At 42.7% G+C, this 26,957-nt stretch carries 21 protein-coding genes and 2 pseudogenes; 20 read left to right on the top strand and 3 right to left on the bottom strand.

All coding sequences use genetic code 11. From position 1 onward, the window contains the following. On the bottom strand, positions 1-645 hold a 645-nt coding region (locus ACE5LO_RS26240; RefSeq protein WP_375522867.1), incomplete at its 3' end, for a hypothetical protein. A 79-nt stretch (positions 646-724) separates the two neighbouring features. Here ACE5LO_RS26240 and ACE5LO_RS26245 point away from each other — a divergent pair. The 14 genes and pseudogenes from ACE5LO_RS26245 to ACE5LO_RS26310 all read left to right on the top strand — a co-directional run bounded on the left by ACE5LO_RS26245 (position 725) and on the right by ACE5LO_RS26310 (position 15,969). Beyond that, positions 725-2,002 carry a polysaccharide pyruvyl transferase family protein gene (locus ACE5LO_RS26245; RefSeq protein WP_375522885.1) on the top strand — a complete coding sequence of 426 codons (1,278 nt, stop codon included), beginning with the start codon at positions 725-727 and terminating at the stop codon, positions 2,000-2,002. Then, positions 1,999-2,988 carry a glycosyltransferase family 2 protein gene (locus ACE5LO_RS26250; protein ID WP_375522868.1) on the top strand — a complete coding sequence of 330 codons (990 nt, stop codon included), beginning with the start codon at positions 1,999-2,001 and terminating at the stop codon, positions 2,986-2,988. Before ACE5LO_RS26245 ends, ACE5LO_RS26250 begins: the two co-directional genes overlap by 4 nt. Positions 2,989-3,003: 15 nt before the next feature. Further along, positions 3,004-4,236: a glycosyltransferase family 4 protein gene (locus ACE5LO_RS26255; protein WP_375522869.1), complete on the top strand. Its 1,233-nt coding sequence runs from the start codon at positions 3,004-3,006 to the stop codon at positions 4,234-4,236. Continuing rightward, positions 4,237-5,154 (top strand): NAD-dependent epimerase/dehydratase family protein, encoded by a 918-nt coding sequence (locus ACE5LO_RS26260; protein ID WP_375522870.1) that lies wholly within the window; start codon positions 4,237-4,239, stop codon positions 5,152-5,154. It begins immediately after the preceding gene. A 203-nt stretch (positions 5,155-5,357) separates the two neighbouring features. Beyond that, a pseudogene (locus tag ACE5LO_RS26265) lies at positions 5,358-6,512 on the top strand (ISAzo13 family transposase). Between the two features lie 98 nt (positions 6,513-6,610). Continuing rightward, positions 6,611-7,354: a sugar phosphate nucleotidyltransferase gene (locus ACE5LO_RS26270; protein WP_375522871.1), complete on the top strand. Its 744-nt coding sequence runs from the start codon at positions 6,611-6,613 to the stop codon at positions 7,352-7,354. A 21-nt stretch (positions 7,355-7,375) separates the two neighbouring features. Further along, complete coding sequence (gene rfbC / locus ACE5LO_RS26275; protein WP_375522872.1) at positions 7,376-7,921, top strand: dTDP-4-dehydrorhamnose 3,5-epimerase; 546 nt, start codon at positions 7,376-7,378, stop codon at positions 7,919-7,921. Between the two features lie 82 nt (positions 7,922-8,003). Next, positions 8,004-9,023, top strand: a complete 1,020-nt coding sequence (gene rfbB, locus ACE5LO_RS26280; RefSeq protein WP_375522873.1) for a dTDP-glucose 4,6-dehydratase — start codon at positions 8,004-8,006, stop codon at positions 9,021-9,023. Position 9,024: 1 nt separating this feature from the next. Continuing rightward, positions 9,025-9,903 (top strand): dTDP-4-dehydrorhamnose reductase, encoded by an 879-nt coding sequence (rfbD, locus tag ACE5LO_RS26285; protein WP_375522874.1) that lies wholly within the window; start codon positions 9,025-9,027, stop codon positions 9,901-9,903. Positions 9,904-10,444: 541 nt separating this feature from the next. Then, positions 10,445-12,721 (top strand): NPCBM/NEW2 domain-containing protein, encoded by a 2,277-nt coding sequence (locus ACE5LO_RS26290; RefSeq protein WP_375522875.1) that lies wholly within the window; start codon positions 10,445-10,447, stop codon positions 12,719-12,721. A 28-nt stretch (positions 12,722-12,749) separates the two neighbouring features. Then, complete coding sequence (locus ACE5LO_RS26295) at positions 12,750-13,742, top strand: glycosyltransferase family 2 protein (protein WP_375522876.1); 993 nt, start codon at positions 12,750-12,752, stop codon at positions 13,740-13,742. Continuing rightward, positions 13,739-14,146 (top strand): GtrA family protein, encoded by a 408-nt coding sequence (locus tag ACE5LO_RS26300; RefSeq protein WP_375522877.1) that lies wholly within the window; start codon positions 13,739-13,741, stop codon positions 14,144-14,146. Before ACE5LO_RS26295 ends, ACE5LO_RS26300 begins: the two co-directional genes overlap by 4 nt. Before the next feature lie 79 nt (positions 14,147-14,225). After that, positions 14,226-14,408 (top strand): annotated as a pseudogene (locus ACE5LO_RS26305) (sugar nucleotide-binding protein); the annotation flags it as partial. A gap of 607 nt (positions 14,409-15,015) precedes the next feature. Continuing rightward, positions 15,016-15,969 (top strand): glycosyltransferase family 2 protein, encoded by a 954-nt coding sequence (locus ACE5LO_RS26310; protein ID WP_375522878.1) that lies wholly within the window; start codon positions 15,016-15,018, stop codon positions 15,967-15,969. Between the two features lie 78 nt (positions 15,970-16,047). Here ACE5LO_RS26310 and ACE5LO_RS26315 read toward each other — a convergent pair whose 3' ends face one another. After that, positions 16,048-16,812 (bottom strand): class I SAM-dependent methyltransferase, encoded by a 765-nt coding sequence (locus ACE5LO_RS26315; RefSeq protein WP_375522879.1) that lies wholly within the window; start codon positions 16,810-16,812, stop codon positions 16,048-16,050. Between the two features lie 304 nt (positions 16,813-17,116). Between ACE5LO_RS26315 and ACE5LO_RS26320 the strand changes: the two genes are divergently transcribed. From ACE5LO_RS26320 to ACE5LO_RS26330, 3 genes are all read left to right on the top strand, one after another. Then, positions 17,117-17,194: a putative holin-like toxin gene (locus ACE5LO_RS26320; RefSeq protein ID WP_370872414.1), complete on the top strand. Its 78-nt coding sequence runs from the start codon at positions 17,117-17,119 to the stop codon at positions 17,192-17,194. 244 nt (positions 17,195-17,438) lie between these two features. Then, entirely contained in the window at positions 17,439-18,350 is a 912-nt protein-coding gene (locus ACE5LO_RS26325; protein WP_375522880.1) for a glycosyltransferase family 2 protein, read from the top strand. Beyond that, the gene (locus ACE5LO_RS26330; RefSeq protein ID WP_375522881.1) at positions 18,347-19,747 is read left to right on the top strand and encodes an undecaprenyl-phosphate glucose phosphotransferase; all 1,401 of its coding nucleotides are present in this window, start codon (positions 18,347-18,349) and stop codon (positions 19,745-19,747) included. Before ACE5LO_RS26325 ends, ACE5LO_RS26330 begins: the two co-directional genes overlap by 4 nt. 375 nt (positions 19,748-20,122) lie before the next feature. Here the strand turns inward: ACE5LO_RS26330 and ACE5LO_RS26335 are convergent, their stop codons facing one another. Then, positions 20,123-20,974 (bottom strand): stalk domain-containing protein, encoded by an 852-nt coding sequence (locus ACE5LO_RS26335; protein ID WP_375522882.1) that lies wholly within the window; start codon positions 20,972-20,974, stop codon positions 20,123-20,125. Positions 20,975-21,367: 393 nt separating this feature from the next. Between ACE5LO_RS26335 and pcrB the strand changes: the two genes are divergently transcribed. The 3 genes from pcrB (at position 21,368) to ligA (ending at position 26,502) form a co-directional block, all read left to right on the top strand. Beyond that, positions 21,368-22,057 carry a heptaprenylglyceryl phosphate synthase gene (gene pcrB / locus ACE5LO_RS26340; protein WP_375522886.1) on the top strand — a complete coding sequence of 230 codons (690 nt, stop codon included), beginning with the start codon at positions 21,368-21,370 and terminating at the stop codon, positions 22,055-22,057. 26 nt (positions 22,058-22,083) lie between these two features. Further along, positions 22,084-24,405 (top strand): DNA helicase PcrA, encoded by a 2,322-nt coding sequence (gene pcrA / locus ACE5LO_RS26345; RefSeq protein WP_375522883.1) that lies wholly within the window; start codon positions 22,084-22,086, stop codon positions 24,403-24,405. An 81-nt stretch (positions 24,406-24,486) separates the two neighbouring features. Beyond that, positions 24,487-26,502 carry an NAD-dependent DNA ligase LigA gene (gene ligA / locus ACE5LO_RS26350; RefSeq protein ID WP_375522884.1) on the top strand — a complete coding sequence of 672 codons (2,016 nt, stop codon included), beginning with the start codon at positions 24,487-24,489 and terminating at the stop codon, positions 26,500-26,502. Positions 26,503-26,957: the final 455 nt, after the last annotated feature.

A 26,957-nucleotide genomic window follows, 5' to 3' on the forward strand; every position in this document is an offset into this window, starting at 1 on the left:
GGAAGAGCTGGAAAACCAGTAAAGTACGGCTGAATTTGTTCCTTCTTTCCCCTTCTTTTTTTCTTTCCCCCTCCTCCCTTTCTCTTCCTTTCTCCCCCTTCTCTTTCCCTTCTTCCCCTTCCTTCTTCCCCTCTTCCTTTTCCTTTCTCTCCTTCCTTTCCTCCTTCTTCCTCCCTCTCCTTTTTCCCCCCTCCTTTTTTTTTCCTCCCTCTTCTCCCCCCTTCCCTTCCTCCTTCCTTCTTCTCCCTTTTCTCTTTTTCCTCCCTCTTTCCCCTCTTTCGCCTTCTCCCCTTTCTCCCTTCTCCCCCCCCTCTTTCCCCCCCTTCCCCTCCTCCCCTCCTCCCTCTCTTCCCTCTTTTTCTTCCTTTTCCTTTCCCCTCCCCTCCTCTTTCTTCTTTTCCCCTCTCCCCTTTCCTCCTCCTTCCTTCCCTTCCCCCCCCCTCTTTTCCTTCTCTCTCCTTTCTTTTTCCCCTTTCTTTCTTCCCCTCCTCCTTTCTTCCTTTCTTTCTTCCCTTTCCCTCCCTTTTTCCTCCCCCTTTCCTTCCTCTTTTCCTCTCCCCCCTCTTCTTTCCCCTCTTCCTTCCCCTTTTCTCCCTTTTTTTTTTTTTTCCCGCATTTATTAAGATCGGATGACTGGTCTGTCAATAAATTATATAAATCTGATAGACTTAGCTTTAGTCATATTGTTTCCCCTACTAGTAAGGCAATAGACAACTTTTATACAATCGGACTAGGAGTGCCTTTTCAATTGGAGGGGGGGTTCTCCGAATATGTAAAGAACTCATTTAAACGCTTTAAACGCGTTTCGGTAAGAGATCAAAGAGCAAGCGTTTTTTTGACAAACGAGGGAATAACAAATGAAATTATTCCAGATTTAGTATTGAGTATTTCTAGGTGTTTCCCCAAAAGCTCACTCGAATCATCCTTTAATGATTTAGTAAATGCAAATGGGTTTACAATACAAGCTGGTCAATATATTGTATTTCAAGCAAACAATAGTGTAATAAATAATCAAGAAATTTACGAAATTTCCAACTCGCTAAATCGCATTTCTCAGATTTTCGATTTGCCCATCGTGCTTATTTCCATTGGAGAATGTTTAGGGGATAATGAACTTTGTCATGAGCTAAAACCTCTTCTTAACAATTGCTTTTTCTTTAATAAAGAAGATATTCCCTCACTTACGTTGATGGATAAGGTTGCACTATTGGCAAATGCTAAAGGGTTCATTGGATCAAGTCTTCATGGGAATATAATATCTTATAGTTATAGTATCCCTCATGTTACTTTTTCTGGTGAATATTCAACTAAACTTACTGGTTTCTTCGAATTAATCAACAAAGCAGACTATTGTCTTAAAAAACCAGAGGACTTATCACGAAAAGTTGAAACTATCATCGATTATTTTAGCAGGAGTTTAAATAATACGGAACCACTTTCATTATTTACAGATAAAGTATTTAATTTCATGAAGGATGCTTTCCTAGATAATTCTAAGAATGAAGCCTTGGCCACTTATTCTCAGGAGATTGATGATCTCTTCAAGATGGAGCAAAATATTATCTCCCAAAAAAATCTGGAAATTTCAGCATTATGGGATCGAGTGAATATAGCAGAAAAAAATCTCCAAGAGACCCTTACGAATAATGAGGCCTTGTGGAAACGTGTAAACGAAGCCGAAAAAAATTATAAAGATACGTTATTACAAAATGAAGCCTTGTGGCATCGAGTTAATGATGCAGACCAAATGCTGATGCAACTCAAAGAACAGGTAAGCGCTTTGTGGGAAAGAGTGAATCATAACGAGACCCTGAATAATGAGCTGAGTAATACATTGAAATCAGCCCAGGAAAGTATTAGTCATTTGGAAAATGAAAAACAAAATTTGTTAATTGAACAAGAAAAACTTTCACAGATTGAAATAGAGTATAATAATGCAATGAACAGCTTTATCTATTATTTGAGAAAGAAAATAAATAAAAAGGGAACTCATAAACTATGAATGATTCCAAAATATCCGCCTCTGTTATAATACCTACCAAAAACGGAGGGGAGATATTCCAAAGGGTATTACTGCAAGTACTTTATCAGGACTTAGATGCTCCTTTCGAAGTGGTTATCGTGGATTCAGGCTCTTCTGATAATACAATCAATTTTATTTTGGACCTGCAGCAGCGGCACCACAATATCATTCTAAAGCAAATCAGCCCAAAAGAATTTGGGCATGGTAAAACAAGAAATTTGGGAGCTTCTTTGGCAAATGGAGAATATCTCGTTTTTATTACCCAAGATGCTCTTCCTTATGACCGATATTGGTTGAAAAATTTGATTTTGTGCTTTGATATTGATGAAAATATTGTTGGCGTGTTTGGCCGTCATGTACCTTATGACGACTGTGATATCTTTGAAAAACATAATATCATTACTCATTTTAACAATTTTGGATCTGAGGTTACTATTTACTATCTAGATGACAAAGAAAGATATAATAGAGAAGAAGGCTACAGACATTTATTATGTTATTATTCAGATAATTCATCAGCTATGCGAAAAAGTGTCTGGGAGAGTATTCCCTATCCTGAGGTTGATTTTGCCGAAGACCAGCTTTGGGCTCGACAAATTATTGAAAAAGGTTATAAAAAAGCCTATGCTCCTAATTCTGTAGTTTATCACTCTCATAATTACACGTTTAATCAGCAGTTTAAACGCTATTATGATGAATATAAGGGTTTATACAGAATTTACGAATATGTCTCAGTCAAAAGTATTTTTTTGTTACCAGCCTATATACTCAAACATTTTGTTAGTGATATAAAATTTCTGAGATCACATGCGGACCTTAGTCGAAAACGGAAGTTGTACTGGATGGGCTACTCTTTCGTTAAGAACACGATTAGATATTCTGGAGCGTACCTAGGGGTTTTGGGAAATAAGTACAAATCACTAAATCGATTGTTCTCGAGAGAGTACAAATTGATAAATAAGTAATAATGAGGGCTGATAATGTATAATGTACTTCTGTATAATGCCAAGAAGGCAGTAAAGATAATACAGTCACAGGGTGTATTGCAAGGCAGCAAAACTGTACTTTCAAAGATTAAGAAAAAGAATGAAATCGCCACATCAAAGAAGAATGTTTTTAATTTTTATCATTATTTGTTGCTGGAGAGCCGTGAGGCTAAGCTAGCTTACCAACCTAAGAATGAATTGAAGCTGTCATGGTTTATACCTGATTTTGGTATAGGTTCAGGAGGACACCTGAACATTTTTAGAATTATTCATTTGTTGGAAAAAATTTCTGTAAAGTCAGATATTTTTATTTGCGGGGCATCGCAGTGGGGAAATCCATCAAGTGTAAAGGAGATAATAAATAAGAATTTCTTTCCTTTGGAATCAAATGTGTACATTATTGAAGATAAGATGGATATAAAAAATGAATACGATATTGCGATAGCTACTTCCTGGCAAACTGCTTATTATGTAAGGGCGTTTGAAGATTGCGTAAAAAAAGTATATTTCGTACAAGATTTTGAACCGTATTTCTACCCTCAAGGTAGTGCTTATTCATTTGCAGAACAAACGTATAAATTCGGTTTCTATGGAATTACTGCAGGTGATTGGCTAAAGGAAAAGCTTTCTGCTGAATATGGTATGAAATGCGAAAGTTTTAGTTTTTCATACGAAAAAGATTTATATATACCACATGGGAAAAGGGATAAGGATATTCAGCGTGTGTTCTTTTACTCAAGGCCGCCTACTGATAGAAGAGGTTTTGAACTCGGGATAATGGCGCTAAATGAATTTTGCAAAAAGAATCCTCATGTGGAAATTGTTATGGCTGGATGGGATGTATCAGAATATGAAATTCCGTTCAGACATTTTAATGCTGGTGTTGTAAGGATTGAAGAATTATCGAATTTATATAGCCAGTGTGATGTCTCTCTCATCCTCTCATTTACCAATTTATCTTTGCTGCCTCTAGAACTGATGGCTTCAGGTTGCCCTGTTGTTATAAATCAAGGCAGAAATAATGATTGGATTGACCCTCATAAAGAGTTGTTCATTTATGTTGAAAATGATATTACAGAAATTGCAGAAGTACTTGATCAAGTTATTAATAAAAAAATCAACACGCAAGCAATGTTGGAAAATGCAAATGATTTTCTTCAAAATTCCTCATGGGAAAAAGAGGCGGAACAAATCAAAAATTATATCTACAAGATACTGGGGGACTAAATGGAACAAATTGTAATTATTGGTTGTGGATACCTGGGTTCCCATTTGGCAAATTACTTTAGCATTAAACATTGGCAAGTTAAAGTTCTAGGTAGAAATTCTGTGTATACCAGTATACTTAATCCTAACATTCAGTTTATAGATATTGATATTAATAATGTTGGACAGGTTCAGGAAGAAATTGAAGAAGGGGACGTAGTATTATACGCTGCAGGATCCACCAATGCTACAAATTTATTCGAGGATGTACTCGTGGATGTGCAGCAGTACTATGCTTCATTCATAAAACTGTTAGATACTTGCTGTGGGAAAAACATAAAAAAGTTCGTTTTCTTGTCTTCGGCTGGTACCGTATATAAAAACACTGGAGCAAAATCCAGGGAGGATGACTGCTTGGAGCCTAGTAATATATACGGACTACAAAAAGTGTTTTTCGAAAATTTAATTAAAATTAAACATGTTGAGAGTAATAATTTTCCTTACTTAATTTTGCGTGTTTCTAACCCGTATGGGGGGGTTCAAAATCCTTACAAAAAACAAGGTATAATTCCTGTTCTAATCAACAAAGCATTAAACGATGAAGAGTTTATATTTTGGGGGAATACTCAAGCCGTTCGGGATTTTATTTTCATAGATGACTTCTTAGAGGCGACTTATAGTACAGTAATGCTTCTTGACCGAGAGGTTATTAACATTGGGAGTGGTAATGCTACAACTATAAGTGAAGTCATTTCTTTGGTTGAGAAAAGAACGGAGAAAAAAATAAATATTGTTTACAAAACTACGGCCCAAAAAACTATAATGAAAAATATTATTGATATTAGTAAATTAAATAGGCTGACAGGCTTTAATCCCTCTACCAGCCTTGAGGAAGGTATCTTATCAACAATTTACCAGATGAGAAAAAAAGTTTTTTGATTGCAGAGTGGATTGAGAACTTAGGGGACTCAACGAAATAATGACCCTAGAACAATGGTGAAGGAACTGGAAATCCCAAAACGCTCTCAGAATCTGTTAGACTAAGAGCAACAAGGGATTGGTAGGAACCCTCCTCCGACCCGAAGGAGGGATTCCCATGCCAAAGTACGGTAAAGCAACGCTACGAACAGTTATACCCATTCCTGAATGAGCTCCAGAGGAGATTATTCGTCGCAACCGAAGCACTCGCATATGGACGCGGCGGCATAGCATTCATAGAACGAGAACTGGGCGTTTCGCACAAAGTCATTCAACAAGGCATCCGGGAACTGGAACATCCCGAACAGATCGATAAAGACCGGATTCATAAGCCTGGTGGAGGTCGTAAGCGGACAGTCGATACCGATCCTACGTTGCTCCAAGATCTCCAAGCCTTGATTGATCCCGTCACGCGAGGAGAACCGGATTCCCCTCTGCGCTGGACGTCCAAAAGTACCCTGAAGCTCGCGGCAGCTTTGCAAGAAATGGGACATGCGACCAGTGCCCAAATGGTCATGAAGTTGCTTCATGAGCTTGGGTACAGTCTGCAAGCCAATCGTAAAACGGATGAAGGAAGCCGCCATGAAGATCGGGATGCGCAATTCCAACATATCCACGATCACGTACAACGCTTTTAGTCCGAGGGACAGCCGGTCATTTCGGTCGATACCAAAAAGAAAGAGTTGGTCGGCGACTTTAAGAATGGCGGCGTCGAGTGGCAACCCAAAGGCAGCCCAGAAAACGTACGTGTTCATGACTTTCAAATCCCGGAGCTCGGGAAAGTGAATCCCTACGGCGTCTACGATCTGACGGCAAATGCAGGATGGGTAAGTGTCGGAACCGATCATGATACAGCCGCATTTGCCGTCGAAAGTATTCGGCGTTGGTGGAATACGATGGGGCAACAGACGTATCCAAACGCGACGAAACTCATGATTACAGCCGATGGCGGTGGAAGTAATGGCTCTCGGGTTCGACTATGGAAAACCGAATTACAGAACCTTGCCAACGAAACGGGCCTGTCGATTTCCGTGAGCCACTTCCCTCCTGGGACCAGCAAGTGGAATAAGATTGAGCACCGCTTGTTCTCTTGCATTACACAAAATTGGCGCGGGAAGCCGCTCTCGAGTCACGAAGTCATTGTCAATTTGATTGCTTCCACAACGACTACGACCGGACTGAAGGTACAAGCCTCACTTGATACGTCGATCTACCCGAAAGGAATCAAAGTAACCGATGCCCAATTATCCGAAGTGAAACTTGAAAAAGATTCCTTTCATGGAGAATGGAATTACACCATTTCACCTCAAAACAGGTAGGTTATTTCGTTAAGATCCCTTAATGTTCTAAGAAGCTTATATATTTTGTGGAATAATTATTTTACTGACATGAATAACGTAATTACTAGGAGGTTAACATGAAAGGTATTATTTTGGCAGGTGGTACAGGATCAAGACTTTATCCATTAACGAAGGTAACTAATAAGCATTTGCTTCCCGTTGGTAAATATCCAATGATTTTTCATGCAGTATATAAACTAAAACAAGCTGATATTCATGATATTCTGATTGTTACTGGCAAAGAGCATATGGGCGATGTCGTGAATCTTCTGGGTAGTGGCCTTGAAATGGGGGTAACCTTTACGTACAAAGTTCAAGACGAAGCTGGTGGTATTGCACAAGCTCTCGACTTGGCCGAACAATTTGTTGGTGGTGATCAAATGGTAGTTATTCTTGGCGACAATGTATTTGAGGACGACATTTCTCCTTTTGTTGACAATTTCCGTAAGCAGGCCGTAGGAGCAAAGCTGTTGCTGCAAAAAGTTCATGACCCTCACCGCTTTGGAGTGGCAGAGTTGCAAGGAGACCATATTGTTTCCATTGAAGAAAAACCGAAGGAACCAAAGAGTGATTTTGCTGTTACAGGCATTTATATGTTTGATCATAACGTGTTTGACATTGTTAAGATACTTAAACCGTCTGACCGGGGTGAATTGGAGATCACAGATGTGAATAATGCATATATTGCTAATGGGACACTTACATTTGATGTTCTTGAAGGATGGTGGACAGACGCAGGTACACATGCTTCTCTAGCTAGAGCTAACGAGTTGGCAAAGGATATCATGTTTGGAGAGGAATTTGGAAAGCTGAAGTTGTAATTACAAGGAGGCCTCGTAGTTATGAAGGTTACCCCTTTTCAACTGGAAGGTGCAAAAATTATTGAGCCGGTGGTCCATGGAGATCACCGTGGCTTTTTTGTGGAAAGCTACAACGAACAACTGATGTATGCCAATGGCGTTACTCACAAGTTTATTCAGGACAATCAGTCCTTGTCAGCGGAACCGGGGGTTATTCGCGGGCTTCACTATCAATTGAACCCCAAAGCACAGACGAAGCTGATTAGGGTTATTTCTGGTGCTATCTATGATGTTATAGTTGATATTCGAAAGGAAACCGCTACGTTTGGACAATGGGTGGGTGTCATTTTAAGTGAATACAATAATAGGCAACTTCTTGTACCTCAAGGGTTTGCCCATGGATTTTGTACGTTAGTTCCAAACACGCAGGTAGCTTATAAAGTTGATGAGTATTATTCACCTGAGAATGACCGAGGCATTTTGTGGAATGACCCTGCTCTTGCAATCGACTGGCCAACTTCCAATCCCATTCTTTCGGAAAAAGACAAGAAGCACCCTGTGCTGGCAGATGCAGAAATGAACTTCTAGTTGGGCATAAGCAAGTATGTGATTTGGCCCACTCATAAATTATCGAATGAATATATGATTAAAGCGTTTTAAGGAGGCTTTTATGAAACTTCTTGTCACAGGCGGTGCCGGCTTTATCGGCAGCAATTTTGTCATGTATATGCTGCAGCAGCATCCGGGTTATCAAATTGTCAATGTGGATGCACTCACGTATGCGGGCAACCTGGAAAATTTGAAATCGATTGAAGGAAACACCAATCATACTTTTGTAAAAGTGGACATTACCGATGCTCAGGCGATTGATCAATTGATGCAGCAGGGAATTGACGTTGTTGTGAACTTTGCGGCGGAATCCCATGTGGACCGTAGTATTTTGGAGCCGGAAGTCTTTGTGAAGACGAACGTGCTCGGCACACAGCTTCTGCTTGATGCCGCCAAGAAATACGGTGTGACCAAATTCGTTCAGGTTTCAACGGACGAGGTGTACGGCACACTGGGTGAAACAGGCCTGTTCACGGAGGAAACTCCCCTTCAGCCTAACAGCCCTTACTCGGCCTCCAAGGCGGGCGGGGATCTGATGGTTCGCGCTTATCATGAGACGTTTGGACTGCCGGTGAATATTACTCGCTGCTCCAATAACTATGGTCCATACCAGTTCCCTGAAAAGCTCATTCCGCTGATGATTTCTCGTGCTTTAAGCGATCAGAAACTACCAGTATATGGGGATGGCATGAATATTCGTGACTGGCTGTATGTGGAGGACCATTGCAGCGCAATTGATCTGGTTATCCATCAAGGCAAAATCGGAGAAGTATACAATATTGGTGGCAACAATGAGCGCACTAATGTGCATATCGTAAAAACCATTCTGGCAGAGCTGGGCAAGCCGGAATCCCTCATTGCCTATGTAGAGGATCGTCCAGGCCACGACCGTCGTTACGGCATTGATCCGACCAAAACGATGACTCAGCTTGGCTGGAAGCCTAAGTATTCGTTTGAAACAGGCATCAAAGAAACCATTCGTTGGTATTTGGATAACAAGGAATGGTGGACGCGAATTCAATCCGGTGCATACCAGGAATACTATGCTAAGCAATACGGTTCTCGCATGGGGGAAGCGTAAGATGAAGGTACTTGTGACCGGTGCAGGAGGTCAACTCGGTAGAGATGTTGTCCGAGTTTTGACCGAAAATGGTCATGATGTTCTAGCCTGCGATCGAGAAACATTGGACATTTCGAATTTGAAGCAATCCATCCAGATTACTCAAAGCTACAATCCTGATGTTGTTATTCACTGCGCGGCTTACACTGCTGTTGACGCTGCGGAGACTGACGTGGACAACGCATACCGTGTAAATGCAGCAGGAAGCCGTAATATGGCGCTGGCAGCAGAGAAGGTCGGTGCCAAGCTGATCTATATTTCGACGGATTATGTTTTTGACGGTAGCTCCCCTAAACCTTATCAGGAATATGATAATACCAACCCGCAGTCGGTTTACGGTAAATCTAAACTGGCGGGAGAGGTGCTGGTGCAGACGCTGTCTTCCCGTTACTTTATTGTCCGGACTTCGTGGGTATACGGGCTTCATGGCCATAATTTTGTGAAGACGATGCTTAAGCTTGGACAAGAAAAGCCAGTTTTAAAAGTGGTTGATGATCAAAAAGGTTCGCCTACTTACACAGTTGATTTGGCCCAATTTTTGTTGGAGTTGATGGGGACTGAAAAATATGGAGTTTACCACGCATCAGGCAGCGGGGCTTGTAACTGGTACGAGTTTACTAAAGCTATTTTTGAGGAAGCTGCTCAGATTCTGAAGTTAAGCTTTATTGCAGAAGTGCTGCCTTGTTCCACTGATGAGTTTCCAAGGCCTGCACCCCGACCAGCCAACTCTGTGATGGATCACCTATCCATAAGGGTGAATGATTTGGCAGATTTCAAGCCTTGGAGAGAAGCCTTGCAGGAGTTTCTCAAGGAACTTGCCACGACTCGAAAAACAATATAAGGTTTTGGGCCAAAGAGCCGCCCCTAATATCATTGAAGTTGGTTTAGGGGCTGTCATTAATATTTTTAGGACACTTCCTGATTTAAACTGCCCTCGTAAATTGACAGAATAAAGAATGAATATCAGTTGAGCGGTCTTAGCCTTAGGCTAGATGGGGCTGGGCCGTTCAATTTTAAAATGAATGTCTTTTATTAACTTATATTATAGATTTATTTATGTGATTTATAAGTAATCTTTAAGAAAAAAAGCGTACATATCACTAATTGTTTTTCTTAGAGTTATGGGGAAGGGAAATGTTTAATATCTAATAGAGAGTTATTTGCATTTAAAGTGATCCGCAATTTTTATATTACGTTTTCCTTCTTTATCGGGGGCTTTTGGCGATAATATGGTATAATAAACTTGTTTGTATATCTGGTAAAATATTAATGCTTTTTGTTGGAACATGTTGAAGAGCATGATACATTATGACTTATAAAGTGAACAATGAGTAGAGGGATAGGTGCTTTGTACTTAATTTAATGAAAGGATGTTAAAATTAATGCGTTTCTTACTTCAAGGAAATAAAGTGATTTACGGTGGTTTTATTTTCTTTCTTATTTTATTGGTAGTTCCTTTCTTTATACAAGATAATGTTTTTAAAAATTTGCTTTTTTTGGCGTATTTTGATGGTATTATTTTTGCAATGTTTCTGCTTGTCATATTCAAACTGAACTATATTCACAGGAACGAAGTAATTCTATATAGTTTATCGTTTGTTGCTTTGTCTCTTTTTGGAGTGTTAATTATAAATTACATTTACTCAATTGAACATACAATATATTTCTCTGACAATGCATTCTATTGGCAAAAAAGTAAGGTTTTCTATGAAAGCCTTGATCAAAATTTTATTCATGTCATGTACAATGTATATTTATCTATTCTTCATAATGATTATAATGATCTAGTACTTTTGTTCCTATCGCCTTGGATTGGAGTATTTGGCTTTGGATACAAGGGGTACATACTCAGTGTATTTTTTGCATTTTTACTGCCAGCTTTCTTTTTCTTTGTAGTTCTCTCAAGTAACTTGATTAGAGAGCTTAAAGAAAACAAGACTCATATAGGTCTCCCTATATTGGCCGCATCTTTCATTGTCTATTCCTTTAGCGGTGTAGTTCACCCCAGTTTAATTGGTTATCTTGATGTTGTAGGTCTTATACCCATCATGATGTTATATCTTCTCGTCTATAAAAAAAGAGTAAACAATTTTAATGTCTGGGATATAATATTAGCTATAATTTTGCTTATTTCTTTAGCTTTTTTACGCAGATGGTACGCTTATTTTGTAGTATCATTTTTTGCAGCAATTTTTATTACAAATTTCCTTAGAGTAATTTGGGACAAGAATTTTAAATGGAAAGATTTTTTCCTAGGCGCTGTAAAACTTGCTATTATTGGTCTAGGGTGCTTAACAGTTTTGTTTATTTTTTTCAAACCATTTATCATTTTAAGTACACGTGACATAGGAAAAGGGGTATACGAATATAATAATTCCCCAGTTCTTGAAAAAATTATCGAAACTTCAAATGTTTTGGGCTTGATTACTGTGTTACTTGTATTAGCCGGGTGTGTAATCGGTATTATATTTAAACAAAGCCGGTATTTTGCTATTTTTTCAATTCTTCAGAGTTTGATAGCCTACTTATTAATCACTTCCGAACAGGGACTGTCTCCGCAACATATCATGTTGCTATCGACCGGCTTAATGATACTCGTTTTTTTAAACTTTAATTATATGAGTTGGTTGAAATGTATCTTGGAAAAAAAAACCAAGGTGAATTCTAAATCAGTACTTACTTTAGTGCTTATTTTTTGTTTTGCCCTGAGCAGTCTCTTTATCTATAATGGATATTTTAAGGATATTCAGACTGCCGTCGGCCCTATGACTGTTCTTTCGAAGCATAATGAACCAAGAGTAAATAAAGATATTGATCAAATTAAAGAAATCACCAATTATCTCAATAGTCTGTCAAGTTCCGATAAAACAGTGTATGTTATTTCAGGTGAATGCTGTTATGACGATGTATTTAATAATTTATATTTACCCGAGAAAACAAATGCATTAAATAATCTGATTCGTTCAGCTTATAACGATGCTTTAGGCTTTCCAAATAGACTATTAAGTTCAGGTTATGTTGTTGTGGTTAGTCCTATAGTTTCAAAACAACTGGCGGTAGAAAAAACGGCGGAATACTTTACTGAGGGACGTTTCGGCAATTACCATCTTATTAAAGAGGTTAATTTGAACAGTGGCCACAATGTCAAAATTTTCGAACGAAGGGGACCATTTACTGCTTCTTCCTTAAAGGCTTTAAATGATTTGCAGGGAGAGTATTACAAGAGGTATCCGGATAAAAAAGAATACTATACCTTTGCAGATTATCGAGTGAACATTACAGATGCTTATTCCGGGCTTTCAGGTTTTGAAGTCGGATTAACACCAGAAAAAATAATCCTTCATCCAGGGGAAGCAGATGATAATGAAAGCATTTCATATATTGAAATTAATGCCGAAAAAGCTTTTAAAAAATTATCTTTTACCGCAGCCATGGGCACTACAGATCAGAATATAGCTCCTGTTGAGGGAGTTGCAGAGGTATATGTCTCTGTTTTAGGGGACGGGACGCTTATTGATAAAAAATATATAACCATTAATCACCCCCATAGTTTTAATGTGGATATTGCTAAGTATAAGAATGTTAAGGTCCAGGTGGATAAAGGTAAATACTCGAATAATACAGACACGACTGAACTTACTAATGTTAAAATTGATTAGTGAAATATAATAATAAAAAGGAGTAGCTATGTTTAAAACAATAACTATTCTTATCCCTGCCTATAATGAGGAAGAGGTAATACAACAGCTATATACTCGTCTCAATAAAGTTATAGAGACAATAAAAGGTTATTCATTTGAAATATTATTTGTAAATGATGGCAGTAGGGATTGTACTGCTGAGATTATCAAAAACTTGAGGATAAAAGATAAAAGAATCTCACTAGTTGATCTGTCCCGTAACTTTGGTAAAGAGATTGCTATGATTGCCGGATTGGATTTTTCCAGAGGTGATGCTGTTGTTATTATTGATGCAGACCTCCAGGATCCTCCCGAATTAATCATTGAGATGATTGAATATTGGGAGCAAGGCTACGACGATGTTTATGCCAAAAGGGAATCAAGAGCGGGTGAGACATGGTTCAAAAAATGGACTGCGTCAACTTTCTACAAGTTGCTTCAAAAAATAAGTAGAATACCCATACAGGAAAACACAGGCGATTTCCGCTTGCTTGACAGGCGTTGCATTGAGGCACTGAAGCAATTGAGAGAAACTCAAAGATATACAAAAGGGATGTTTAGCTGGATTGGGTACAATAAGAAGGAGATTCTTTTTAATAGAGATTCTCGTGCAGCTGGTCATACCAAATGGAATTATGCTAAGCTCTTGGATTTAGCGATTGAGGGTATAACATCCTTTACAACAGTGCCTTTAAGGATATCATCCATGCTAGGTATAATTATTTCTATATGTTCGTTTTTTTACATGTTGTTTATCATAACGAAAACACTGGTTTTTGGTGAATCTCAGACAGGTTATCCTTCCTTAATGACAGTAGTTTTGTTTCTGGGGGGGATTCAGTTGCTCTCATTAGGGATTATTGGAGAGTATTTAGGCAGAATTTTCAATGAAACAAAAAGAAGACCTTTATATTTTGTTAAAGAGTACAATGACAATAGGGAGTTTATAAGCGCAGCACAGCATTCAGAAAAAGGCTATGCCCAAAGGCAACGAATATGAAATTGGGAAAAGAAATGATTAACTACATTATCTTTGGTGTTTTGACTACAATCATTAATTTGGTCACATATGCTGTCTTCACTAAAGTCCTTAATGTAGATTATACATTGTCAATTACATTCGCCTGGTTTATTTCCATTATATTTGCTTTTGTTACTAACAAATTATACGTGTTTAAAGGTAAATCTCGGCGTTCCTTATTAAAGGAATTTGTTCTGTTTTTTATAATTAGAGTCGCCTCTCTTGTACTGGATATCGTTTTGATGGTTGGATTGGTTGAGTTAATCGGTGTAAATGATTTATATGCTAAAATTGTGGTCAATATTGTGGTAATTGCAGTTAATTATGTGGCAAGTAAGTATATTGTTTTTGTAAAGAAACGGTCAGCTGGATTGGACAAATGATGATGGTTGCATGCTCACTTTATCAACGAATACATCTTCTTTATTGAATGCAGGGAAAAATCCTTATAATACTGAAGATAAGCTCAAGGCAGTGCTTCTGCCTTGTTCCACTGATAAGTTTCCGAGACCTGCACCGCGCCCGGCCAACTCGGTGATGGATCATTTATCCATAAGGGTGAATGACTTGACGGATTTCAGGCCTTGGAGAGAAGCTTTGCAGGATTTTTTGAGGGAGCTTGCGTCAGCTCAAGAAACAGTATAAGAATAAGAGTGAAATCCTCCATATTTATGGGGATTTTTCATTTTAGGTATGTGCTACATAAAGCTGATATAATGAATGAGATCAAATGACCAGACTTTAGTGTTTCTGCTACCACATAATGTCCAAAATATGACGGAATAGGTTGTCCAGGAATAGCTGGAATTGTTGACCGGGACCGTGAACCCGTCAAGGCCGCGAAGCGTTCATTTAGCCTTGACGGGTGGTTTCCAACCTGCGAAGCTATCCCATCGCCCAGCAAACCCTTGCTGGGCTTGCCACGCGGCGAGCGACGGGGTGCAGGGGAGAAATCCCCTGCGTGTTCCCCTCAGGGGGACGGAAGGGGGGGCTTTCAAGTATTTCCTAAATATACCACGGCAAGTCGGCCGTCAATGTCCATCAGATAGGGTGAAATGGCCAATCCTGTCCGACAGGGGCCTTTTTAGCTGGAAAACAGAAGAAATTGGACATTTCGGCCTGTCAAAGTAGCGTTGTGAAATAGCATAATCATGGGAGTTGGACAGGATTTCCACCAAAATGAGGACAACTCATTCCATCAACCTTTGGACTGGATAGATTGGTAATAACACTTTAGACGCAATCATACTTTGTGGAGGGGATTCCACTGGATCCGGTAAAAATACAAGTTCTATTATCTACATATAACGGTGAAAACTACATTGAGGAACAGCTTCAAAGCTTGATTTCTCAACAGGATGTTCATGTGCAAATTTTGGCGAGAGATGACGGATCATCAGATTCAACGGTACATAAGTTGGAGGCATTCAAGAAACTATATCCTAATCAGATTGAAATACTAAAGGGGAAAAATCAAGGGGTAATCCGAAGTTTTTTCGAGCTTATCGAGAAATCCAGGCCTGAAATCAGTTATTACGCTTTTTGTGATCAAGATGATGTGTGGAAGCCTGATAAACTGGCCAAGGCAATCAAAAGGCTACAGGAGTGCAAAAACGACCAGCCTTTAATGTATTCATCCACTACCCAAATGGTGGACGAGCATCTGAATCCCATAAAGGTTTGGCCTGAGCCCCCCCGCAAACCTTTGTCTGTCTATAATGCTTCTATTGAAAATGTATGTGTTGGATGCACTGTTGTAGTAAACAAAGAAACCTTGGAGCTTGTGAAAAGGAACATGCCCCGCAACATCAACAATGTCATCATGCACGATTGGTGGATTTATCTGTGTGTTTCTTCATTTGGGGAGGTCGTTTTTGATCCGGAGCCTTCTATACTGTATCGGCAGCATCAAAGCAATGTTTTGGGAGGGGCGTCAGATGGTTGGTTAAGTAAATGGCGTAAGCGGTTGAACAGATTTGTGAATGGCAATAATCACTTTATCCTGAGCAAGCAGGCTCATGAGTTCTTAAGTACTTTCGGTAAAAAATTAGATCCTGCTTATTACAAAGATTTGTCCGAGTTTCTGAATAAACATAACGGAGGAGCTTTGAGGCGGGTACGTTACGTGATAAATACCCCATTTTATAGACAGTCTTTTCTGGATGATTTAATTTATCGAATTGTTTTTATAGCGGGAAAGCTTTAAGATTTCGTATCTTTAAATTATAAAAGTCTCACTAGAACAAGCAATTGTTCTGAAGTGAGACTTTAAACTATGATTGTATTATTTTTTCTTTGGCTCTGACATTGTCATTACAACCATCCAGGCGTGCTTTCTCAAGAAAGGAAGAGCTCTAAAAAGAACTCTATCTATAGCATCGCACGCAGAAACCATGTTCCTGAAGAATCTGGCTTTTCTAAAAGGGCTTAACGCCAAAGTAGCTAAAAAGAAATAACGTGTCTCTACCTTGCCAAAATATTGGCTGGCCAAATGAATATCATCCATCATAAGTGGATGCTCGTCCTCTGTACGGATATTGGGTGTCCGATTGCGATACCAATTAATGAGCGGATTATGTCCCAGCGGCTCAGTGAAAATGGCCTTGCCATCAGGCTTAATTGTTCTAGCCAATTCTCTGTAAGATTTATGTAGATCCAAGTGATGAAGGATACCATTACCGCAGATCAGATCAAAAGTATTATCGGAGAACTCCAGTTTCTCAGCATCCATAACAAGGAACTCCATTTTATGGGCTAAACCTTCTTGTTCTGCCTTAACGTTTGCTTTCTCAACGGCAACATCCGATATATCAATACCTCTGACAAAGGCTGCGCCTTCCCGGGCTAAAAAGTATGAATAAGCACTGAGTCCACACCCATATTCCAAAACCTGCTTGTCTTTGTGAGAGGCGAGCAGCTTGTCCCTATAAAAGTTGATAAGCGACTCTGTAATGGAGTAAAACTTTTCGTTTGCTATTTCTCTGGCGGTATTATCACCGTCAAACACCTGGTTGTGAAAATCTTTTTCCTTTGTAATTTTTGTGCTCATCGGATCCCCCTGATTTAGACACGTTCATTTTTTTGGTTAACGAATGGGAATATTATACCACACATAGGGAAGATGTTCTTAAATGAATTTGGAGGTATGTACACGAAAGTAACACTTTAGCTGCAACTTTCTCGGATTACACTCGTCTAAGTTCGTAAAAGAAAGATTGGTAAATTTCTGGGCAGAACGCAACGAATACATGTTCTTTTTTGGAAAAATATAGTACAATGGAGTTAGCACAACCAAATCTAAGCTTGCAAGGGCGGTCGGCTATCTTCCCTGACAGGGGGTGGAGCCAGTGACAGTGTATGAAGCGCTCAGCCTGATGCTGACGTTCGGCGCGTTTGTCGTCACACTGTTGTTTTCGGATAGACGAAAATAGACCGCCTTGTAGCAGGAATGGTCTATTTTCGGTCCTTATTGATTTTGAAGCCGCCCGCTCTTGCACTCGGCGGTTGTGCGCTGGACCGGCTGCCACCGGTCCTTTTTTCCATAAACATCTTACCACGAAGGTTTTCAATCCTCAACAGGCGATTGTACCTGTACAAGCCTTTTTTAGCGCTCTAAGGCCAAGATATGTGCTATAATGACGTTAGATTTCTATTTTTGTCAGGAGAGCACCCATCATGGATGTAAGCATTCTGATCGTCAACTACAACACACAGCGTCTGACCCTGGATTGCTTGCAGTCCGTGTTTGCTTCCCGTACGCAGTACCGCTACGAAGTGATTGTTATCGACAATCATTCCGCTGACGGCTCCGTCGAAGCGATACGGGAGCGGTATCCGCAGGTAACGGTCATCGCCAACCAGGAAAATACGGGCTTTGCCAAAGCAAATAATCAGGGGATTAAAGCGGCGCAGGGCCGTTATATACTGCTGCTGAATTCAGATACCATTGTACAGCCGGATACGCTTGAGACCATGATCGAACTGATGGATCGCCGCCCTGAACTGGGAGCCGCCGGCTGTAAAGTAATATTACCCGATGGCTCGCTCGATAAAGCGTGCAAACGTGGATTTCCTACGCCTTCGGCATCCTTTTATTATGCCTTTGGTTTCTCCAGACGTTTTCCGTATGATCCGAAATACAACCAGTATCAGCTTGGTCATCTGGATCCGGATGAAGAATATCCTGTAGATGTGCTGGTCGGCGCTTTTATGCTGGTCCGGCGCGAAGCCATCGATCAGGTAGGGGGGCTGGATGAGACCTTCTTTATGTATGGCGAAGATATCGACTGGTGCTACCGTATCAAGGAAGCAGGCTGGGGTATTTACTACTACCCGCGCACATATATTGTTCATGTCAAAGGAGGCAGCGCACGCCGTCGGCCTTTGAAAATTATTTATGAGTTTCATAGAGCGATGTGGGTATTTCATCGCAAGCATTACTTCAAGAAATACAGTATGATTACGAATACGGCGGTTTATATGGGCATCACGCTGAAATTCCTTATGGCCCTTGTTCAAAATAAATTGACGCCTCCGTCCAGAACGGATGGACGCAGTGAAGAATCCCGTACTGAGGTGAAAGCATGATTCGCAGAAATCAGCGGTATTTAACCCAACTCTATATATTGGCTGATATGGCGGTTATCCAACTGTCTTTTCTGCTAGCCTGGTTTCTCAAGTTTGAGAGCGAGTGGATTTCCCATGTAGAGCCGCTTCCCCTGGAAGTGTACTGGGGATGGAGTCTGATTTATGGAATGATCGCCATCAGTATCGGCATTATGGTGGGGTTGTATACGACGACCCGCAAGAAAAGGTTTGTCGACGATGTGATCAAGATTGTACAGACACACTTCGTCGGCCTGTTCGTTCTTTTGAGTGTCATGTTTTTTGTTAAACAAGTCGATATTTCAAGATCCTATCTTGCCATGTATATGGTAGGCAACGTATTTTTTATCCTGCTGTACCGTTATTATGTGAAAAGAATTCTGAAAGCATTCCGCCAGAAGGGCTACAATAAACAGTTCATACTGATTCTCGGTGCGGGATCGCTGGGCCGGCAGTTTTATGACAACTTGAAAAATTATCCGGAGCTGGGTTATGAAGCTGTCGGCTTCCTGGATGATTACCGGGAGTGGGATGAGCAGGAAGCGGCGCATTACCGCCCGATCCTGGGAACGCTAAATGAGCTGGAGGAGACGCTGAACCGTCTGATGATTGATGAGGTCATTCTGGCCTTGCCACTGGATGCGCATGATAAATATCCAAGGATCATCAACCTGTGCGAGAAAGCCGGCGTTCGCACGATGATCATCCCGGACTTTTTTGATTACCTGCCAGCCCGTCCTTACTTTGATAATTTTGCCGGCATGCCGATGATCAATGTCCGGGATATTCCGCTGGATGTGGCGGCCAACAGGCTGTTCAAGCGCACGTTTGATATCTTTTTTTCATTGGCTGCGATTATTCTGACCTCTCCGGTGATGCTGGCCGTGACGGTCGGGGTGAGGCTGACTTCACCAGGGCCGGTTATTTTCAAGCAGGAGCGTGTGGGGCTGAACCGTCGCACATTTTATATGTATAAATTCCGCTCGATGAAGGAACTTCCTCCGGGAACGGAGGATAGGGGCTGGTCCACCAAAGATGACCCACGGCGGACAAAGTTTGGCACCTTTATCCGCCGCACCAGTCTCGACGAGCTGCCGCAGTTTTTCAATGTGCTGCTCGGGCACATGAGCGTCGTGGGTCCGCGGCCGGAGCGTCCATATTTTGTGGATCAGTTCCGGGAGGAAATTCCGAAATATATGGTTAAGCACCATGTGCGTCCGGGCATCACCGGTTGGGCTCAAAGCAATGGGCTGCGCGGTGATACTTCCATTGAGGAACGCATCAAGCATGATATTTTCTATATTGAGAACTGGTCACTCTTATTTGATATTAAAATCATTTTCCGTACGATCCGCAATGGCTTCAAAAACGCCTACTGAAAAAAGGGTCCCCAATAAGGTCTATGAACCTGGGGGCCCTTTTTGTATAATGCGCAAGAATGAAGCTGTCCTCGACTCTTAATCATTCAGCCAGTCTGTCTTGCCACAAGTTGTGCACATAACAGAGAGCGAGAAACCTTACTCTCTATAAAAAGTTATTCACAAAAATAAGGTTGGCAGATACTTTATCCACATAAATCCACAGATTATCAACAAGTTATTCATATTTACCCACAGATAAACCTTTTCTAGTCCACAGAATATCCACGTTTACCCACAATTTATTAACAGGCTGTTTATATGTCTTCACATTTATGCACAAATTTCAGGCAGCAGCTGCATTACAGACTTGGCCTGGACAGATAGGAGGCGAGCTTAATTGCTCTGATATTCCGGATAAGGTTCAAACGAAGCTTGGCCTGCCTGTAAAATCCCGTTTTTATAGACATAGCTCACCCGAAGATCTCCGATAAACTCAGCAGGGGAAATTTGAACGGCTGCCCGTGCGTGCAGTGTGTTATTTTCAACAGAGTAGTAGAGAATGCTTCCTATTCCGGGGCCAAAAAGATGGGACGGTTCGGCTGCGATTTGGGCTTTCGAGATTTTAGTCACTTTTCCGTTCAGGTTAACCTTAACCCCCTGCTCTGTGATACGCCCGGTAAACTGCTTCATCATAGCAATAAGGGGATCTTCATGAAGAATACTCCCTCCATGTGCATCCAGGACAACCAGATCCGAAAGACTTAATCCCGTTCCATATCCGATATTCGTAATCACGATGATCTCTTCCTCGCCATCCCCTGTTAAATCGGTCGTGGTTACCTGCAGATCCCGGTTTGTAGTAACACTTTCAATAGGTAAATAATTACGGGTAAAGTTCGGTGTAGATATGCCCATTCGCTTGTACATCCCGTCTTCACCGGGAGAGCCGCTGAGCTTGATGCCTTTGCTTTTATCCTCCCATATCACCTTCATGCGGTCCGAAACTTCTACCACTCCTGCCTTTTCATCATATTTAATGTTTTTTCCCCACAGTTTGGCTGCCGTTCTAATTGGAATCATGACATGGCCATCCACAATTTGCGGCGGCAGTTCAGTGATGACTTCTGTACCATCTTCAACTAATTTGAGAGAGGGCGTATCTGCGGCGGCTGCTGTTGTACCGACAGAAACAAGGGTGAGGAGTAATGTGCAGGATAGCTGTTTAATGTTTAACATGTTTAACATGTTTAATATTTCCTTTCGTTAATAGTTAATTTGATAAGAAAGCGCCGATTGCCTTATTGATTGAGTGAGCATTGCTGTCGATAGCCGGAAATTGTGCTTAGAACTATCATAAAAGACCTCGAATCTACTTTCCAGAAAAAGGTTTGTAACCCTTACTTCCAGTTTTGTAACCGGAAACGCAGCTGGAAATCTGTTCCCCTCCCATACGAACATTGACACCTATTGCGTGCTGGCATAGACTTAGCATAGATGCTTTTTGCTGCCTGAGATGAAAGGCTGAAATAAAGGGCGCCTGCCCGCGAACGTAAGGAATACGCAAACGCGGCGGCAGGCCCTTTTTGCCGTGTCTGGCGGGTGGACAAAATGTGATAATTGCTGGAGGAATGAACTTTGATGGATGCGGTAAAGCCCTGGAGGCATGTTTTCAAATTGGACCCTGAGCGGCAATTGGCAGACGACGCGCTTGAAGCGGTGTGCATGTCAGGTACGGACGCGATTATGATCGGGGGATCGTCCGGTGTTACGTATGAAAATACGGTGGATTTGATGTCCCGGGTCCGGCGTTATGAACTGCCGTGTGTGCTGGAGGTGTCCGATCTTGAAGCGGTGGTTCCGGGCTTTGACCTGTATATGATCCCGATGGTGCTTAATACAGCAGACAGTGCATGGACAACGGGGCGCCATCGGCAGGCCATTGAGCGTTACAGCTACTTGATTCCGTGGGAGACGCTTGTCCCGGAGGGATATATCGTGCTTAATCCGGATTCAACGGTTGCGAAGCTGACCCAGGCAGAGACAGGATTAAGTCCCGCAGCGGCGGAGGCTTGTGCCCATGTGGGCAGCAAGCTGATGAAACTGCCGATTATTTATGTAGAATATAGTGGTACCTTTGGAGATCTGCAGCTTGTCGAGCGGGTGAGGCGTGCTTCCGGAGAGGCGCGAGTCTTTTACGGAGGCGGCATCCGCGATGCGCGGACGGCAGCGCAGGCAGCTTCCGTCAGTGATACGATTGTCGTAGGCAACATTATTTATGATCATTTGACAAAAGCTCTCGAGACTGTCGAAGCAGTTCATTACAAATAAAAATTACGGGGAGGAGCATGCAATTTATGCAGCCGATAAATATACATGATGCGGTCGCCCGCTTAAACCCGCAGCAGCGGCAGGCGGTGGAGGCGACGGAAGGTCCCTTGCTCATTATGGCAGGAGCAGGCAGCGGCAAAACCCGTGTGCTGACACACCGGATTGCTTATCTAATCGCTACCCGCAAAACACCACCATGGGGAATTCTTGCCATTACATTTACCAATAAGGCGGCCCGGGAGATGCAGGAGCGGGTGTCCAAGCTAGTGGGGACGGAAGGCCGCGACATTTGGGTATCCACCTTCCACTCTATGTGTGTGCGGATTTTGCGGCGGGATATTGACCGGATCGGGTTTACCTCTAATTTCAGTATCCTGGATTCAACCGACCAGCTGTCGGTTATCCGCAACTGCATGAAGGATTTGAACATCGATACGAAGAAATTCGAACCCAAGGCCGTGCAGTCCATGATCAGCACCGCGAAGAACGAACTGGTAACACCGGAAATGTATGAACGCAAGATCGGGGACTATTTTGAAGGCGTAGTGGCGAAAGTATATACCATGTACCAGAAGCGTCTGAAGAGCAATAACTCCCTTGATTTCGATGATTTGATCATGGTGACGATTCAGCTTTTCAAGGAAGTGCCGGAAGTGCTCGATTTTTATCAGAAAAAGTTTCAATATATTCACGTTGATGAGTATCAGGACACGAACCGTGCCCAGTACATGCTGACACGCATGCTGGCGGACAAGCATCATCGCATCTGTGTGGTGGGTGACAGCGACCAGTCGATTTACCGCTGGCGCGGGGCTGATATCAGCAATATTATGAATTTTGAGGAAGACTATCCGGAAGCGCGTACCATTTTGCTTGAGCAGAATTACCGCTCGACCTCCAATATCCTGAATGCGGCCAATGAGGTCATTGCGCAGAACAGCGGACGAAAACCGAAGAAACTGTGGACCGATAAGGAAGGCGGCGCCAAAATCAAGGTATTCCGTGGGGATTCCGAGCATGACGAAGGTTATTTCGTTGCTTCCGAGATTTTGAAGAATGTCAAGGCAGGCAAGTCCTACAGCCATCATGCGATATTATACCGGACCAACGCCCAGTCACGGGTAGTCGAGGAAATATTGATCAAGTCGGATATCCCGTACCAGATCGTGGGCGGCATCAAGTTCTACGACCGCAAAGAGATCAAGGATATTTTAGCCTATCTGCGGTTGCTGTCAAATCCTGATGATGATATCAGTTTAACTCGAATCATTAATGTCCCTAAAAGAAGCATAGGCGATACGACGGTGGCCAAGCTGGCTGCGGCTGCGGCTGAGCGGGGAACCTCCATATTCCGTGTGCTGCGGGTTGTGGATGATCTGGGATTTGCAGGTCGTACCCGGAATGCGCTGGTTGAATTTTACGATATGATTGAGGCGTTGAACCGGATGGTGGAATACCTGTCTGTTACCGAATTGACGGAAAAAGTGCTGGAAATGTCGCAATATCGGCTTGAGCTGCAAAATGAAAATACGCTCGAATCCCGTTCCCGGCTGGAGAATATTGATGAGTTTCTGTCGGTAACGATGGAATTTGAGAAAAATAATGAGGATAAATCGCTGGTCTCCTTCCTGACGGATCTTGCTCTGATCGCGGATATCGACAGCATGAATGATGCGGATGAGGAACAGCAGGATGCGGTTACACTGATGACGATGCACAGTGCGAAAGGTCTGGAGTTTCCGATCGTATTCATTGTAGGGATGGAGGAAGGGGTATTTCCGCACAGCCGGGCTTTCCTCGATAATGAAGAGTTGGAGGAGGAGCGGCGTCTTGCCTATGTAGGGATTACCCGTGCAGAGCAGCAGCTTTTTCTGTCCTGTGCTCAGATGCGCACCTTATTTGGCCGCACTACAGCCAATCCGCCATCACGCTTTCTTGATGAGATTCCGGAGGAGTTGAAGGAGGACACTATGGTGGCCCGCGACCGGTATCGGCGTGGCGGCAATGTCGGCGGCTCCTACGGAGGGCGTGGGTTTGGCTCCAGTGGCGGTGGTAATTTCGGCAGTGGGCGTTCATTGGATGCGATGAGCCGCAGTGGCTCTACAGCCTCTGCTACCTCTTCAACATCGCGAGTCACGGTATCTACATCGGGGGCTGCACCGAAGCCGGAGGGGGCTGGTGGTTCGTTCGCAGCTGGTGACAAAGTGCAGCACGGCAAGTGGGGTACGGGCACCATTGTAGCTGTAAAAGGAACAGGTAATGATATGGAGCTGCAGATTGCCTTTCCGGCTCCAGTAGGAGTTAAACGGTTGCTCGCTGGTTTTGCTCCAATTACCAAGGTGGAATAATCACAGGCATAACTTCCGCCTAACGCGGTTTACGGTGCTTGATTTACGTTGATAGATTTTATTACGGAGGGATCGCCCTGCATGGATTCGATGCACAAGATGGAAGAGCTCGTAGCGGAGCTGAACCGGTATAACTACCATTATTACACCCTGGATGAGTCTGTGGTCAGTGATAAAGAATATGATGCTCTGTACGACCAGCTTGTCGCACTTGAGCAGGAAAGCGGCATTGTGCTGCCGGATTCCCCGACACAACGCGTCGGTGGAGAGATATTGAAGGGCTTTACACCACATCGCCATCTGGCGCCCCTGTGGAGTCTGGATAAAGCGCAAAATCCCGAGCAGCTGCGTTCATGGAACACCAGAGCAGTCAAGCTGGTGAATGATTATAATACGAAGAATCCGGATAATCCTCTCCCGCCGCTCGGCTATGCACTAGAGCTGAAGTTTGACGGTTTGACGCTCAATCTCACCTATACGGACGGCAAGCTGGTTCAGGCGGCCACAAGAGGCAATGGGGTTGTGGGAGAAGGGATTCTTCCCCAGATCAAGACGATTAAATCGGTTCCGCTGCAAATTCCTTTCACCAGTGGAACGATTGAGGTGCAGGGCGAGGGCATCATGAACCTGTCGGTGCTCGCCAAGTATAATGAAACGGCTGTCGAACCGCTGAAAAATGCCCGCAACGCAGCCGCGGGGGCCCTGCGCAACCTGAATCCGAAAGTGACTGCCGAGCGGAAGTTAAGTGCTTTTTTCTATAACGTCGGTTATGCCGATGGTATCCGATTTGCCAATCATCAGGAGATGATGGGTTTTCTCCGTGAAAATCATTTCAAGGTCAATCCGTATGTAACGTATTTTGAAGAGTTTGATGATGTAATGGAGCAATTGGCAGAGATTGAGGCTAACCGTTCCAAGCTGGATTATCTTATTGATGGGGCAGTCGTCAAAATTACGGATATGCGCACGCGGGAAGTGCTTGGTTATACGGATAAGTTTCCACGTTGGTCTGTAGCTTATAAATTTGAAGCGGAAGAAACGACAACCGTATTAAACGCGGTGGTTTGGAACGTTGGGCGAACGGGAAAAATCACGCCGCTTGCCAAAGTGGAGCCGGTTGAGCTTGCTGGTGTTACGGTCCAGAACTGTACATTGAATAACGCCGGGGATATCGAGCGGAAGAATCTTAAATTTGCCTTGGGCAGCCGTGTGTTTATTCGCCGCTCGAATGATGTCATTCCTGAAATTCTGGGTAAGGTGACTGAGGAAAAGGATGGCGAAGAGATTGTTTTCCCGGATCATTGTCCGGCTTGCGGATTTCCGCTGGAGCAGCGCGGGGCTCATCTGTTCTGTGATAACAAATTAGGCTGTAAACCGCAAATCGTGGCGAGGATTTCCCATTTCGCATCTAGGGATGCGATGGACATTGAAACGTTCAGCGACAAAACCGCTATTCAACTGCATGATGAGCTGGATGTACGGGAGCCGGCGGATCTGTATAGCCTGGAATTCGACCAATTGGTGAAGCTGGAGCGTTTTGGAGAGAAAAAGGCGAACAATCTGCTTGATGCGATAAATAAGAGCAAGGAGCGGGATTTGGCCTCTTTCCTCTATGCGCTGGGCATCCCGAATACCGGCAAAGCGACCACTCGTATGCTTGCGGATCACTTCCGTGATTTGCACAAAATTATGAATGCCACCGCCGAAGAACTGATTGAGCTCCCGGATGTAGGGGGGATTGTGGCGGAGAGTATCGTAGCGTTTTTTGCCGATCCGTTCACACGAGCTTCTATTGATAAGATGCTCTCCTTGGGGGTGCAGGCCCAAGCCCCTGCTGAACCGACAGCTATGAAGACGGACAGCTTCTTTAGCGGAAAAACGGTTGTTCTTACAGGGACACTACATCAGTTAACCCGTGATGAGGCGACGGAGCGGCTGCAGGCGCTAGGTGCTAATGTGACAGGCTCTGTTTCCAAGAAAACGGACCTTGTCATCGCAGGAGAAAAGGCTGGCAGCAAACTGGCCAAAGCAAAGCAGTTGGGCATAGACACGATAGAGAGTGAAGAAGAGTTCTTAAAGCTGCTTGATCTTGAATAGTAGCCATGATATTAGAGTAGTCTGTCCTGCTGGACAGGCTGCTTTTCTAAATAACGCGGAATCGGATAAGGCTGCAAATCGCAAAATTAAAATAATGCTTGCTATGTGTATGAAAAGGTGGTAAATTAATCAATGTCGCTTCTGACTGATATTTCAATGAATCTCCAAAGCTTAAAGAAATATCAAAAAAAGATGTTGACAAGAGAAAAGAATGTTTGATATATTATAGTTCCTGCCCAGCGTTGATGGCTGGATGGACAAGTTCTTTGAAAACTGAACAAATGGATGATGCAAATCAATGAGATATTAAATCTCGTCAGATTCAAATGAGCTTAATCGCTCTTGCAATAGGCCGCATCCCATTCATCCGCTCTGTGTGAGATGGACCGAATGGGATGCAGGGACGATCATCCTTCGGATGATCTTTATTGGAGAGTTTGATCCTGGCTCAGGAC

Origin of the sequence: Paenibacillus medicaginis (assembly GCF_042138635.1) — a bacterium.
GTDB classification, from domain to species: domain Bacteria; phylum Bacillota; class Bacilli; order Paenibacillales; family Paenibacillaceae; genus Paenibacillus; species Paenibacillus medicaginis.